This window comes from Aliidiomarina sp., from assembly GCF_047920995.1.
Taxonomy (GTDB): Bacteria; Pseudomonadota; Gammaproteobacteria; order Enterobacterales; family Alteromonadaceae; genus Aliidiomarina.
In genome coordinates this window covers 30,871-44,387 of the sequence record NZ_JBLRWZ010000012.1, presented here as the reverse complement: position 1 = coordinate 44,387, position 13,517 = coordinate 30,871, and the positions used below count along the sequence as shown (strand labels likewise).

Genomic DNA, 13,517 nt, shown 5'->3' with positions numbered 1-13,517 from the left:
CTAAAATGCGTCCTTAAACCACTCGATATGAAACGGCTCACCGGTAATGATCACAATATCGAAACGGCATTGGGTTAAATGTTCATTGATACCATTGTGCGCCATCCATACCCTTGCGGCATGCTTAATGCGTTGTAACTGTGCGTTTCGCAACTGCTCAAGTACTTGCGCAAAATGTTGGTTTCGCCGGTACTTTACCTCAACAAACACCAAATAATCACGATCTTGTAAAATTAAATCTATTTCTGCGTGAAATACTTTCTCATTTTTCGCAATGGGGGTTAACCCATGTTCGCACAAATACGCCTCGGCATTGGCTTCGTAGTTAGTTCCTACTGCTCGTGTTGATAACACTACTGTGCTCCAGTTTGATTTCGTGTCCATCAAACTTAGCCCAATCGAGTTCGCGTTCCACTGTATGTGCAGATATACGCAATAACCCAGTTAATCCGGTATGGCTATAGCCTGGTATTCGCTGCATTACTGTCAGCTTGCTGGCTAATTGCATAGCATCGTAACCCATGGCAACCAAACGTTGGCGATTCAATGACCACGGCTGCATCGCGCTGCTTAACTGGTTTTTTAAATCGGCTTGCAAATCATGCTGCAACGTAAACGGTGCATCGGAAAAGAAAATACCATCGAGATCGTTTTCACCACGGCTACGCTGCTCTTCATGCACCAAGCTACTGGCATACACTGGAATGCGGCGGCCAAAGGCACTTAAATTTACATCGATATAAGGTTTCAATAAACGCACCTGGTTGGCATCGCCTAGCAAATAAATTGCATCTATATCTTGGCGGCTGCGTAATTCGTGATGTAGTTCAGGAGATTCACGACGAGCATTCTGCAAGCTTCGATCGTTGTTTACTAAACTCTCGGTACGGTTAATACGCGCTGAACTCTGTTGCACATGCAGCGCTTGTTGCACTATCTCCACCATATCGCCACTGGAAGTGTAGAACCAGCTTTGCGCATTTTGGGGGCCATACTGCTCTTGCCACCATTGTTCTAAACGAATTGCTGTGCCGCGCCCACGTTGGGTATCCGGGCCTAAAAACAGCACATTGCGATGCCCTTTACTGGCCAGCCAACGTACCGAGGTTTCCGCTTCGGATTCTGAATCAAGCGCAAAAAATGCATCCTGCGGGCCGGGTTTATGCTCCGCTGGCGCTTGGTTTAGCCATAACTGCTGCCACTGCCGTAGTTCTATTGCCGGTATATCTGGTACATCCATTAGCAGCGCATGGTTAGCACCTGCGGCAATAAACTGTTCGATAGCATTTCGATCGAGCGGGCCTATCACCACATCAGCATGTGAGTTGCTTAACTGCCGATGAATCTCGACCAAAGATAATTGGGCCGTGTCAAAAAATACCACGTTAGTTCTGCTATCGGCATGTAGTGCGGCAATAATACCGTTGCGAACTGCAATGCCAGAGCTGGCAAGTGAACCGCTTAACGGCAGTAGTACTGCAATTTGTTCGGTGGGCTGAGTAAAGCTTTCATCGTTTAGCAATGTTTCTGCCACGGTTTGCGCTGGGTGATTTGGATATGCGCGCTGCCACGCAGCAATAGCAGAACTCATGGATTGTTGGTTATCTGCCGCGAGGGTTATGCGTTGTAATAATGCGGCCCAGCCGCGAGTTAACTCATCGCGCTCGGTGCGGCCTTGGCGCCAAAAGCTTGCAGGAACATAGGTTAACGCTTCCCATACTACCGCTGCGTTAGCTTCAGGCAGGTAGCGTGATTCTTGAATACGCGCATAAGCAGCTTCTTGGAATTGCTGCTGTTGGTAAAATGCTTGATAGCGTAACTGAAAAACTTGTGCTCGTTGCTGGCGTTGATTGAACTGAGTATCGAGGCCCTCAGTGAGTGCGAGCACCTGCTGCCAATTATGTAATTCGGCAGCAAAGCGGGCTTTTTGCAGCTCTAACTGATTGGCTGGCATAGGCCGCAGCTGTTGGGCATTAATTAAGCTTAACAGCACGCCAGCACGGTTCACTTCACCCGCATCCAGCATTTGTGTAGCTGCAGCAACTAAATGCTCGTAGCGTTCATGCGCTACCGTTGCCTGTTTGGCAGCATCTAAGTGCTCTTGAATGGATGTACCGGTTGGCTGCGGCTGAGTAACTGGTTCTAGGGTAGGCTCGCGTTCACCCACAGGATCAGGCGCAGTTGCGCAACCACTTAGAAATACCGCGCCAGCGGCGAAAACAAATATGCAACGAACGAACTTATTTGGCACAATAACCATCTCATCTAACAGCGATGCCCTACTATAAACTGCGAGCAGCGGTGAAACAAACAACGCGAGCCATAATACCGCGTAAAGAGAGCGAAAAATGACAGCCGGAACACTCTATATCGTACCAACACCTATTGGTAATTTGAATGATATCACGTTGCGGGCACTGGAAGTGTTAGAGCAAGTAGATGTAATTGCGGCCGAAGACACTCGCCACAGTGGTATTTTACTCAGCCATTTTGGTATTAAAGGCAAACTATGGGCATTGCACGAGCACAATGAGCGGCAAAAAGCAGAAGCTATCGTGGCGCGCATAGCCGAAGGCCAAAACATAGCCTTAATTAGTGATGCGGGTACGCCGCTAATTAGCGATCCCGGTTATCCACTGGTAAGTGCTTGCCGCGCTGCAGGTATTACCGTAACAGCCCTGCCAGGGGCGTGCGCTGCCATTACGGCATTATCAGCTGCTGGCTTACCCACCGATCGCTTTCTTTTTTGTGGCTTTTTACCAGCGAAGCAGCAAGCGCGTATTTCCGCTTTAGAGGCACTAGTAAGTGAACCCGCTACCATGGTGTTTTATGAATCGCCGCGACGCATTGTGGATACGCTACAAGCGATTATCACTGCCTTTGGTGGTGAGCGTGAGGTGGTATTAGCCCGCGAAATTAGCAAACAGTTTGAAACTTATTTGCATGGCTCAGCCAGTGCACTGTTGGCGCAGGTGCAAGCCGATGCCAACCAGCAACGCGGTGAGATGGTGTTGATGATTGCCGGTGCGAAGTTAGATCAGCAAACGATTCCTAGTGATGCATTGAAGTTGCTGAAAGTGCTGAGTGCAGAGTTACCGCCGAAAAAAGCCGCGAAAATCGTAGCCGGGCATTACAATTTGCGGCCGAATGATTTGTATAAACATACTATGGCCGATACAACGGAGTAGGCTTGGCGAAAGTGGCCCCCCAACATTGCTTGGAGCGTGCGCTCGTGCGGCAAAATAACATCGAACAATCGGTTTACTATGTGCCATTGCGTAGGCCCCGCATTCGCGTATAATCAGCCGCGGAGTTGGCCGAGGCAATCGCTGCTTGTGTTTACACAAGGGGAGGAAAGTCCGGGCTCCAAAGGGCAGGGTGCCAGGTAACGCCTGGGCGGCGTGAGCCGACGACAAGTGCAGCAGAGAGCAAACCGCCGATGGCCCGTTGTTTCGCAAGAAAGAATGGGATCAGGTAAGGGTGAAAGGGTGCGGTAAGAGCGCACCGCACGGCTGGTAACAGTTCGTGGCTGGGTAAACTCCACCCGGAGCAAGACCAAATAGGAATCCTTGGGGCGGCCCGCTTCGGATTCGGGTAGGTTGCTTGAAACTACGAGCGATTGTAGTTCTAGACGAATGATTGTCCACGACAGAACCCGGCTTAATGGCCAACTCCACCTTCTTTTTTCGGAGGAATACTGCGGTTATTACTGCCATACTTGGCAATCAAATTGCCGAGCGGCATTGGCCGTGCGAAGTAAAATCCTTGAATCAAATCGGCGCAATGGGCATGTAAGAACTGCACTTGCTGCAAATTTTCCACACCTTCTGCTACCACATCAATTGCCAATGCACTGGCCATCTGAATCAGCGCATTTAACAATGCGGTTTGGTGTTTATTCTCAGGAATACCATCTACAAAACTCTTATCAATTTTTAACATCGATATTGGAAAATGCTGTAAGTAGCTTGTAGAAGAGTAGCCGGTGCCAAAATCATCAATGGTAAGCAGTACACCTTTCTTGTGAATCTCGAGTAATAGATTGCGCTGGCGCTCCCTATCAGGCAGTAACATCGATTCGGTAATTTCAAAGGTAAATGAAGAAGGTGGAACCTGCAGTTCTTCCATGATTGCAAACCATACTTCTACCGCATTATTGTCGTAAAACTGATGCGATGAAAAATTAACCGCTAATCGGCCCTCAATGCCTCCCGCCCGCAATTTGGGAATATCTGTGCAAGCCTGGCGCAGAACGAAGTTACCAAGCTCACGAATGGCACCACTTTTCTCTGCAATGGGAATAAAATCATTAGGCGGTAATAAACCATGCTCTGGGTGTTGCCAACGCACTAAGGCCTCAATGCTATGCAGCTCCCCGGAATCGGCGTTGATAATGGGTTGGTATTCGATAAAGAACTCGTTATTCCGTAAGCCTTTTAAAATAGCGGTGTGCAGTTCTAAATGCGATCCGGCTTGCTCGGTAAGTACGAGATCAAAGAAAGAGGTGGTACCGCGGCCTAAACTCTTCGCGTTGTACATTGCTAAATCGGATGATTTCAGTAATTCATTCACGCTTGTGCCATCATGAGGATAAATGGCGATACCAATTGAGGCGTTCACAATAACTTCTCGTTGCTGCAGAGAAACAGGCTCATGGATATGCTTTAACAACTTCTGTGCCTGCATTTGCGCATGCATGGGTTCGGTAATATTTTTCAGCACCACAATAAATTCATCGCCACCTATACGCGCAACAATATCGTTGGAGCGCAACGCGCTTTGCAAACGCAGGGAAATCACCATCAGCAATTCATCACCAGCGGCATGCCCTAATGCGTCATTTACCTCTTTGAAATGATCAAGATCGATAAAAAGTAGGGCAAACTGTTCCTCGTGGCGCTCACAATCGGCGATGTAATCACCTAACAAATCTTGAAAATAATGCCGATTAGGTAAACTGGTAAGCGAATCAAAGCGGGCTTGTTGAGTAATGATTTGAAATGCTTGGCGCAAACGTTGTTGGTTGGCCAAAATCACTGCTACTAAGCCGCTAATAAATAAAACAAAGATAGTGCCGGCTAAACCAATCCAAAGATAAAAATAGTTGTTCTTCAGCCAACTGCCGCTGCGAGGTATGGCTGCTAATGCCCAATTACCGGTAGGTAAGTTTACATCTAACTGAATGGGGGCTTGCTGCCAAATATTTATATCACCCATAATCAATGGGCCGCTAGCGCCGCTGCCATCAAGGCCACGTAAACTAATTTGCAGATCAGGATGGTTATTGAGGCCAGCATCATTAAACAGGCGCTCATGCTCAATTACTTGGGAAATGATTACGTTAACAGTACGTTCATGGTTAAACACAGGAACGCGGGCAATTAACGCGCTACCGCCTTGTACTAACTCTACCGGCCCGTTGATGGTGATTTCACCTGTGCTCATTGCTGTGCGAAATGTTGCAAGTTGCTCAGGAGTACTGCGGTAATCAAAGCCAATTGCGCCTTCATTACCCTCCAGCGGATAAATCATTTCTAAACGGTAGTTGCGGCCGATAGCAATATGGCGAATATGTAGCTCAGGTGAAAGTAAGCCACTCGAAATTGCGCGAAAGCGCTCTTCATCAATTTCTGGATTAATGGTGAATTCAGTGCGGAGTTGCCGAATGGCAATTAAGTTGGCTTGTAGAGCACCCTCTAAACGGGCTCGAACCGTTGCCAGTTGCTCTAAGGCAACATAGCGGTTCGTTTCAATTGCTTTACTTCGTTCAGTAAGAACCATGTGGGTAACTATCAGTTCTCCACATAGAAATACCGCCAAACTAATCAGCACAACATGAAATTTCTTCAGCACAACCCGATCCTTAGATTCATTACTACACAAATAGTTAACGAATCCCTATCAGAGCGCAAGTTAAAAGTGATCAGATTGTATAAAAACTAACGCATTTTTCCTTGACAGGGGATCATTATGGAACCTAGACTGTATCATTGTGGGGAAAAGTGGAGAGAAGTGGATCATTCTGTGATCCTGCTAATAAACTATGTTTCGTGGAGCAAACAGCATAAGTCTTGATGACAAAGGGCGTTTAGCGATACCCGCGCGGTATCGTAACCTGTTGTCATTGGATTGCGAAGGTAAAATGGTCTGCACTGTGGATAACAAGCAGCCATGCCTTTTGCTGTACCCGCTTCCCGAATGGCAAGAGATTGAACAAAAGCTTGCCGGTTTATCCTCTATGAACCCCATTGAGCGTCGCCTCCAACGTTTATTACTCGGTTATGCCGAGGATTGTGATATGGACAAGAACGGTCGGGTTCTTATCGCACCGCCACTCCGCCAATTCGCTAATCTCACTAAAAAACTAATGCTGGTAGGCCAGCTAAACAAGTTTGAGATTTGGGATGAAGAGGTGTGGCAGCAGCAAGTAGCAGATGATATTGCTGCGGAGCAGGCAGGCGACTTTACATTAACTGATCGACTACAAGACTTTTCACTATAATGGCGCAAACACCGCAACATGTGCCGGTGTTGCTAACTGAGTCGATTACCGCGTTAGCGATTCAACCGGACCAAATATATATCGACGCGACCTTCGGGCGCGGCGGCCATAGCAGGGCAATTCTGAAAGAATTAGGCCCGCAGGGTAAACTTATTGCTTTTGATCGTGACCCCACCGCGGCAAAAGCAGCTGAAGCGCTATCCAACGACCCTCGTTTCCAGTTTTTCCACACTCCTTTCTCGAAACTCGCAGAAATTATTGCTGCGCAGCACTTAAATGGCCGCGTAGCCGGCATTTTGTTTGATCTTGGCGTGTCGTCCCCACAATTAGATGACGCCGAGCGGGGCTTTAGCTTTATGCGCGATGGTCCCTTAGATATGCGTATGAACCCAGGCGCTGGAGAATCGGCTGCCGAATGGCTAGCGCATGCGGATATGGATGCGCTTTGCTATGTATTCCGTACTTACGGAGAAGAGAAATACGCAGCCCGTATCGCCCGCGCTATTATTGAGCATCGGGAGAAGCATCCCTTCACCCGCACCGCCGAGCTGGCGAACTTAATTGCCAAGGTGAACCCAAGCCGCGAGAAAAGCAAACATCCAGCAACACGGGTGTTTCAGGCGATTCGCATTCATGTAAATCGGGAGCTCGATGAAGTTCGCGAAGCACTTACAGCGGCGCTTGATGCGTTAATGCCGGGTGGCCGTTTGGCAATCATCAGCTTTCATAGCCTTGAAGACCGGATAGCCAAGCAGTTTATTCGCGAGCAAAGCCGGCGTGAGCAAGTGCCCGCTGGCTTGCCAGTAACGGAAGATCAAATTGCCGATTACCGCACTTTGCTACCGATTGGTAAAGCCATTAAGCCGAGCCAAACCGAGCTTAACCATAACCCACGCGCGCGCAGTTCGGTGTTACGTATTGCCGAACGTTTACCAGAACGCTCTGCACCACGGGAGATGGGCGCATGAAGAAACTCGATCTAAAGCGCTTTGATACGCACCAAGGGTTATTGCAAATCATTTGGTCTGATATTCAACACTATCGCGGCTTAGTGCTGTGGTGTGTGATTGCTTTAGTGAGTGCCTTAGCGGCCGTGTATTTAACCCATTTGAATCGTGAACTACTTGCTGAGCGCGAAGATTTATTGCGTGAGCGTGATGCCATTGATGTGGAGTATCGGCACTTAGTGCTCGAGCAAAACACTCTAGGCGAGCACAGCAGAATAGAAACACTAGCGCAACGTGAGTTGGGCATGCAACGGCCCACTGAACAACAAGAGGTGTTGGTGCCATGGCGGTAAAACGTAACGAAAAAATACTTCGGCCAGAGCCACTACCAGGACGCTTCATGTTCCTGTTGGTGTGCATCTGTTTGGGGTTTGTTTCGTTAATTGCCCGGGCTGCTTACATTCAAGTAATTGAGCCGGATCGTTTGCGCTATGAAGGTGATTTACGCTCTGTTCGCGTGGCACAAGATCGTATCCAACGCGGTAACATTACCGATCGCAATGGCGTTGAACTAGCTGTGAGTGTACCGGTACATACGGTTTGGGCTGATCCGAAGGTAGTGCACGATCGGGGTGGTTATACCGATACGCGCCGTTGGCAAGCCATGGCCGATGTGCTGAATACCACGCCAGAGCAATTATTGCGTAAAGTTGAAAATCCAGAGCGGCGTTTTGTGTATCTTGAGCGCATGATTACTCCCGCGGTGGCGAATTACATTCGTGATTTGCGTATTCCCGGGGTGGGTTTGAAAGAAGAATCTCGGCGGTTTTACCCAGCCGGTGAAATTACTGCACATGTGATTGGCATCACCAACATAGATGCAGAAGGGTTGGATGGTTTGGAAGCAGTATATAACAACGTACTTACCGGCACCCCAGGGCAACGCAGATACCGCAAAGATGGCCAAGGCCGTTTGGTAGAGTTGCTCGAGGCCACCGATTCCGAGTTGCCGCAAAACTTAACCTTAAGTATTGATCAACGCATTCAGGCGTTGGCTTATCGTGAGCTCACCAAAGCAGTGCGTTTTCATCAAGCCACATCAGGCTCTGTGGTGGTAATTGATGTACAAACCGGTGAAGTGTTGGCGATGGTGAACAATCCTTCGTACAACCCTAACAACCGCTCGGGCTTACAACCGCACCAAATGCGCAATCGCGCCATTACCGATAGCTTTGAACCTGGTTCTACGGTGAAACCATTGGTGATTTTGGGTGCCTTAGCCAACGGTGATGTAACCATTGATAGCAAAATTAGCACCAGCCCAGGGTGGATGCGTGTAGGTGGCCGCCGTGTGCAAGATGCCCGCAACTACGGCGAGCTTGATTTAGCCGGCATTTTAGCTCACTCAAGCAACGTGGGTACTTCGCGCTTAGCACTGGATATGGAACTGGAAGATTTATTGGATTTGTATAGTTCAGCGGGCTTTGGTTCTGATACCGGTATCAACATGCTCGGTGAAAGTATGGGTATGTTCCAACATCGTAACCGCTGGTCGAATTTTGAAGTAGCAACCTTGTCTTACGGCTATGGCTTGAGCACCACTACACTGCAGTTGGCGCAAATGTACGCCACACTCGGCAATGGCGGCAATCGCTTACCGTTATCAATTTTGAAGATTGATGAGCCATTACCAGGCCGGCAGGTATTTAGCCGCGAAATTTCTCGGCAAGTAGTGCAGCTAATGGAAGCCGTTACTGCTGATAGTGGTACGGGTAGCCGTGCACGAGTGCCTGGTTACCGCGTAGCTGGCAAAACCGGTACTACTCGAAAAGCGGTAGCCGGTGGTTACGGCGATGAATATGTTGGTTTATTTGCTGGGGTGATTCCCGCAAGCCGCCCACGCGTGGCCATTGCGGTGATGATTAACGAACCGGCGGGTGATAGTTACCATGGGGGAACTGTAGCGGCCCCAGTATTTTCCGCTATAGCAGAAGAAACGATGCGAATTTTGAATGTAGCACCTGATAATTTAAACGGCCGCGAACTGCGTGTAGCTGGGTTTGGAGGGCGGCCATGATGTTGCTTACTAACCTGCTGCCCGATTGCCCGTTGCCATTACCTGCGATTCAGATTGCTGGGCTTAAGCTTGATAGCCGTAAAGTAGCGGCTGGTGATGCCTTTATTGCGGTACCAGGGTATGCAACCGATGGCCGCGAATACATTGATGCTGCCGTAGCCGCTGGCGCCAGTGTAGTGCTAGCCGACATGGATGAGTGGACCCACGGTGAATTGGATGGCACTCCTATTATTGGCATCCCCAATTTACATGGCCTAATTTCGCAAATAGCCGGCCGCTTTTATCAGCAGCCGGCTACGCAGTTATGCTTGATTGGCGTTACCGGCACCAATGGCAAAACCACGGTGAGCAACTTAGTGGCGCAGTTATGGCAACAACTTGAACCTGCTGCAGCAGTGCTAGGTACTTTAGGTAGCGGTTTATTGCCGAACTTACTTCCTGAACAAAACACCACGCCAGATGCAGTAACAGTGCAACAGCGTTTAGCTGGCTTTGTGGCTGAGGGCGCGAATGTTGCGGCCATGGAAGTTTCTTCTCATGCGTTGGTGCAAGGGCGTGTGGAAGCATTGCACTTCGATACTGTAATCGGCACCAACATCAGCCGTGATCACCTTGATTACCACGGTAGCATGGGCGAATACATTGCTGCGAAAGCGCGTTTGTTTACTGATTTTCCCGCCCGAGTGCGCATTTTAAATGCTGATGATAAGCATGTAGCGCGTTGGGGAAACCAAGATGATTTCTGGTACAGCACCGATGCCAAGCGCGTTGGGCAAAAGAATACCTTGGTGGCTACCGATATCGAGTTCGGCCATACCGGCACGCATATGTTGCTACATTGGCAAGAACAACAAATTACCGTAACCAGCCCATTACTGGGCGATTTCAACGTAGAAAATTTATTGGCAGCGCTACTTAGCCCATTAAATAGTGGTTATAGCCTTACCTATGTAGCGGCACTTGTACCGCAATTACAGCCAGTACCAGGGCGCATGGAAACGTTTGGCGGCGATCAGCAACCTTTACTAATCGTTGATTATGCGCATACGCCTGATGCTCTTGAGCAAGTGCTAACAGCGGCTCGCAGGCATTGTGCCGGCAAACTGTGGTGTTTATTTGGCTGTGGTGGTGATCGCGATCGGGGCAAGCGCCCACAAATGGGTGAAGTTGCTGCTCGGCTGGCAGATTGCGTGGTTGTTACCGATGATAACCCGCGCACAGAAGAGCCTGCCGCCATTATTCAAGACATTATCAGCGGTATGCCGAATTCAGCACACTACACAGCAGTTCCAGGGCGTGCGCAAGCGGTTCGCGATACTTTCGCGAACGCGGCACCTGGTGATGTAATTGTGTGCGCAGGGAAGGGGCATGAGGCGTATCAAATTATTGGCACGAAAGTTCATGATTATGATGAACGTGCGCTCGTTGCCGAGCTTGTAGAAGCTGAGTTGCGCGGAGGTGGCAAATGATTCCGGTATCATTGCAGTGGATTACAGAAAAAGTAAGTGGTCACTTACAAGCCGGCGACGGTGAGCTGGTAATACCCTGTTCAGTATTGGCGAAAACTGCGATGCACGGCATGGTGCGCATTGATAGCCGAACGATTCAGCCCGGTGATGTGTTTATCGCCATCAAAGGCCCGAATCATGATGGCCATGATTTCGCTGATGCCGTGGCTGAAGCCGGCGCCATCGCGATTATCTGCTCTACCCCGGTAGCTGCCGAGATTCCGCAGATATTGGTAGATGATACTCACCAAGCATTGGGCGCACTAGCGGCAGCAGTAAAAGCTGAAGTGCAACTAAAAAGCTGTGCGATTACCGGTAGCAGTGGCAAAACCACCGTAAAAGAAATGGTAGCAACTATCTTGCGCCAAGCGAAAAGTGTACAGGGAAAAGTGCTGGCTACGGCGGGTAACTTTAACAATGATATTGGTGTGCCGCTCACCCTACTTGAGCTTACGCACGAGCATGAATATGGCGTGTTTGAGCTGGGCGCAAATCACCGTGGCGAAATTGCCTATACCACCAGCTTAGTGAAGCCCGATGTTGCATTAATCAATAACATTGCCCCTGCTCACGTAGAAGGCTTTGGTGATATCTGCGGCGTGGTGAAAGCGAAAACAGAAATTTTCCGTGGTTTAGGTGAGCAAGGCATTGCAATTACCAATGCCGATTCCGATTTCCATGAATATTGGCTGCGCGAGTTGGAGGGTAAAAATCATCATACCTTCGGACTAAACGCAGAATTGGCCGATGTAAGTGCCACTGATATTGAACTTGATAGTGATGGCTGTGCCTCGTTTACATTGCATGTAGATGCGCAAACCACCCCAGTTAAGCTGGCAGTTCCGGGCCGCCATAACGTGAAAAATGCACTGGCAGCCATTGCCATTTGTCGAGGCTTGGGAATTCAACTTGCCGAGATCGTAAGTGGCTTTGGCGCGATGCCAACGGTTCCGGGCCGCATGAATGTGCATACCCCTGCGCCGGGCATTCGAGTAATTGATGACACATACAACGCTAACGTAGGTTCGGCCAAAGCAGCCATTGATGTATTAGCCAGTTTGCCGGGGAAACGCATTTTCGTGTTCGGCGATATGGGCGAGCTAGGCACGCAAGCACGAGCCTACCATGAAGAAGTAGGTGCACATGCCATAACAGCAGGCATAGACGGGTTGTTTACGCTGGGCGTGTTAAGCCAAAGCGCCAGTGAAATCTTTAATGGCCATGGTGGCCGCCATTTTGATAGCGCAGAAAGCATCGTAGGTGCGCTGTTAGAGCTTATTGCAGAAGGCGGCGATGTTACCATTCTAGTGAAAGGATCTCGAAGTTCACGCATGGAACGTATTGTGGAATCGCTGCTTGCAGTTGATTTACAACCTTACCTACAGGGGAAAGCCGCATGTTAGTTTGGCTGGCAGAATACTTACAACAAAATGTTGCCACCGGCTTCAATGTTTTTTCGTACCTTACGATGCGTACGATTATGGGCATACTTACAGCATTGCTTCTTTCGCTGTGGATGGGGCCGCGCATTATTCGTAGATTGCAGTTACTGCAAATTGGCCAAACCGTTCGTGATGATGGCCCACAAAGCCATTTAAGCAAATCAGGCACGCCTACTATGGGCGGCATTATGATTCTGGTGAGCATTCTAGTAGCGGGGTTATTGTGGGCTGATTTAACCAATCGTTATGTATGGGTAACGCTACTTACACTTACCGGCTTCGGCATTATTGGTTTGGTGGATGATTACCGCAAAGTGGTACGCAAGGATCCGAATGGTTTAATTGCCCGCTGGAAGTATTTTTGGCAATCCGTATTGGCCGGAACCGTGGCGGTTTATTTGTACTACACCGCGCAAAATCCAGCGGAAACCCAATTACTGATTCCATTTGTAAAAGATGTAATGCCGCAATTGGGCTTAATGTACATCGCCTTAGCGTATTTCGTGATTGTAGGTACCAGTAACGCGGTAAACCTTACCGATGGCTTAGATGGCTTGGCCATTATGCCCACGGTAATGGTTGCCGGTGCCCTAGGCGTATTTGCCTATGTAACCGGCAATATCAATTTCTCTGCGTACTTGAATATCCCGTACATTCCAGAAGCTGCCGAACTCACCATCTTGTGCGCTGCTATTGTGGGTGCCGGGCTTGGTTTCCTGTGGTTTAACACCTATCCGGCGCAAGTATTTATGGGCGATGTAGGCTCATTAGCACTTGGCGCAGTGCTGGGTGTAATTGCCATTTTGGTGCGCCAAGAGCTGGTGTTGGTGATTATGGGTGGGGTGTTTGTTATCGAAACACTCTCGGTGATGCTGCAAGTAGGCTCTTACAAAATGCGCGGTAAACGAGTATTCCGCATGGCGCCTATTCATCACCATTACGAATTAAAAGGCTGGCCAGAGCCACGCGTAATTGTGCGGTTTTGGATTATTTCATTGATTTTAGTGTTGGTGGGTTTAGCCACCTTAAAACTGCGTTAAG

At 49.0% G+C, this 13,517-nt stretch carries 10 protein-coding genes, 1 other RNA gene and 1 pseudogene; 9 read left to right on the top strand and 3 right to left on the bottom strand.

Translation table 11 applies throughout. From position 1 onward, the window contains the following. Complete coding sequence (locus tag ACNA7P_RS04920) at window positions 1-354, bottom strand: YraN family protein (RefSeq protein ID WP_416257497.1); 354 nt, start codon at window positions 352-354, stop codon at window positions 1-3. Further along, on the bottom strand, window positions 326-2,251 hold the full coding sequence (locus ACNA7P_RS04915; RefSeq protein ID WP_416257496.1) for a penicillin-binding protein activator: 1,926 nt from the start codon (window positions 2,249-2,251) through the stop codon (window positions 326-328). Before ACNA7P_RS04915 ends, ACNA7P_RS04920 begins: the two co-directional genes overlap by 29 nt. 97 nt (window positions 2,252-2,348) lie before the next feature. Between ACNA7P_RS04915 and rsmI the strand changes: the two genes are divergently transcribed. Both rsmI and rnpB read left to right on the top strand, forming a co-directional pair. After that, the gene (rsmI, locus tag ACNA7P_RS04910; protein ID WP_416257495.1) at window positions 2,349-3,188 is read left to right on the top strand and encodes a 16S rRNA (cytidine(1402)-2'-O)-methyltransferase; all 840 of its coding nucleotides are present in this window, start codon (window positions 2,349-2,351) and stop codon (window positions 3,186-3,188) included. A 121-nt stretch (window positions 3,189-3,309) separates the two neighbouring features. Then, window positions 3,310-3,679, top strand: an RNA gene (gene rnpB, locus ACNA7P_RS04905) — RNase P RNA component class A. Between the two features lie 77 nt (window positions 3,680-3,756). On the opposite strand, the pseudogene ACNA7P_RS04900 reads toward rnpB, so the two are convergent. After that, window positions 3,757-5,781, bottom strand: a pseudogene (locus ACNA7P_RS04900) (putative bifunctional diguanylate cyclase/phosphodiesterase); the annotation flags it as partial. A gap of 262 nt (window positions 5,782-6,043) precedes the next feature. Here ACNA7P_RS04900 and mraZ point away from each other — a divergent pair. Genes mraZ through mraY form a run of 7 tightly spaced genes read left to right on the top strand, consistent with a single transcriptional unit; the run spans window position 6,044 to window position 13,516 of the window. Then, window positions 6,044-6,502: a division/cell wall cluster transcriptional repressor MraZ gene (mraZ, locus tag ACNA7P_RS04895; protein WP_416257494.1), complete on the top strand. Its 459-nt coding sequence runs from the start codon at window positions 6,044-6,046 to the stop codon at window positions 6,500-6,502. After that, window positions 6,502-7,470 (top strand): 16S rRNA (cytosine(1402)-N(4))-methyltransferase RsmH, encoded by a 969-nt coding sequence (gene rsmH, locus ACNA7P_RS04890; RefSeq protein ID WP_416257493.1) that lies wholly within the window; start codon window positions 6,502-6,504, stop codon window positions 7,468-7,470. Before mraZ ends, rsmH begins: the two co-directional genes overlap by 1 nt. After that, complete coding sequence (gene ftsL / locus ACNA7P_RS04885; protein ID WP_416257492.1) at window positions 7,467-7,802, top strand: cell division protein FtsL; 336 nt, start codon at window positions 7,467-7,469, stop codon at window positions 7,800-7,802. Before rsmH ends, ftsL begins: the two co-directional genes overlap by 4 nt. Next, window positions 7,793-9,526: a penicillin-binding transpeptidase domain-containing protein gene (locus ACNA7P_RS04880; RefSeq protein WP_416257491.1), complete on the top strand. Its 1,734-nt coding sequence runs from the start codon at window positions 7,793-7,795 to the stop codon at window positions 9,524-9,526. Before ftsL ends, ACNA7P_RS04880 begins: the two co-directional genes overlap by 10 nt. Beyond that, entirely contained in the window at window positions 9,523-10,995 is a 1,473-nt protein-coding gene (murE, locus tag ACNA7P_RS04875) for a UDP-N-acetylmuramoyl-L-alanyl-D-glutamate--2,6-diaminopimelate ligase (RefSeq protein ID WP_416257490.1), read from the top strand. Before ACNA7P_RS04880 ends, murE begins: the two co-directional genes overlap by 4 nt. Beyond that, window positions 10,992-12,437: a UDP-N-acetylmuramoyl-tripeptide--D-alanyl-D-alanine ligase gene (locus ACNA7P_RS04870; RefSeq protein ID WP_416257489.1), complete on the top strand. Its 1,446-nt coding sequence runs from the start codon at window positions 10,992-10,994 to the stop codon at window positions 12,435-12,437. The genes murE and ACNA7P_RS04870 overlap by 4 nt, the downstream gene beginning before the upstream one ends. Next, complete coding sequence (gene mraY / locus ACNA7P_RS04865; protein WP_416257488.1) at window positions 12,431-13,516, top strand: phospho-N-acetylmuramoyl-pentapeptide-transferase; 1,086 nt, start codon at window positions 12,431-12,433, stop codon at window positions 13,514-13,516. The genes ACNA7P_RS04870 and mraY overlap by 7 nt, the downstream gene beginning before the upstream one ends. The last annotated feature ends 1 nt before the right edge of the window (window position 13,517 follow it).

What these genes read in the sequence shown, in the direction of transcription:
- ftsL (WP_416257492.1), top strand. Translation starts at nt 7,467, where the DNA reads ATGAAGAAACTCGATCTAAAGCGCTTTGATACGCACCAAGGGTTATTG.
- ACNA7P_RS04880 (WP_416257491.1), top strand. Translation starts at nt 7,793, where the DNA reads ATGGCGGTAAAACGTAACGAAAAAATACTTCGGCCAGAGCCACTACCA.
- ACNA7P_RS04870 (WP_416257489.1), top strand. Translation starts at nt 10,992, where the DNA reads ATGATTCCGGTATCATTGCAGTGGATTACAGAAAAAGTAAGTGGTCAC.
- rsmH (WP_416257493.1), top strand. Translation starts at nt 6,502, where the DNA reads ATGGCGCAAACACCGCAACATGTGCCGGTGTTGCTAACTGAGTCGATT.
- rsmI (WP_416257495.1), top strand. Translation starts at nt 2,349, where the DNA reads ATGACAGCCGGAACACTCTATATCGTACCAACACCTATTGGTAATTTG.
- murE (WP_416257490.1), top strand. Translation starts at nt 9,523, where the DNA reads ATGATGTTGCTTACTAACCTGCTGCCCGATTGCCCGTTGCCATTACCT.
- mraY (WP_416257488.1), top strand. Translation starts at nt 12,431, where the DNA reads ATGTTAGTTTGGCTGGCAGAATACTTACAACAAAATGTTGCCACCGGC.
- mraZ (WP_416257494.1), top strand. Translation starts at nt 6,044, where the DNA reads ATGTTTCGTGGAGCAAACAGCATAAGTCTTGATGACAAAGGGCGTTTA.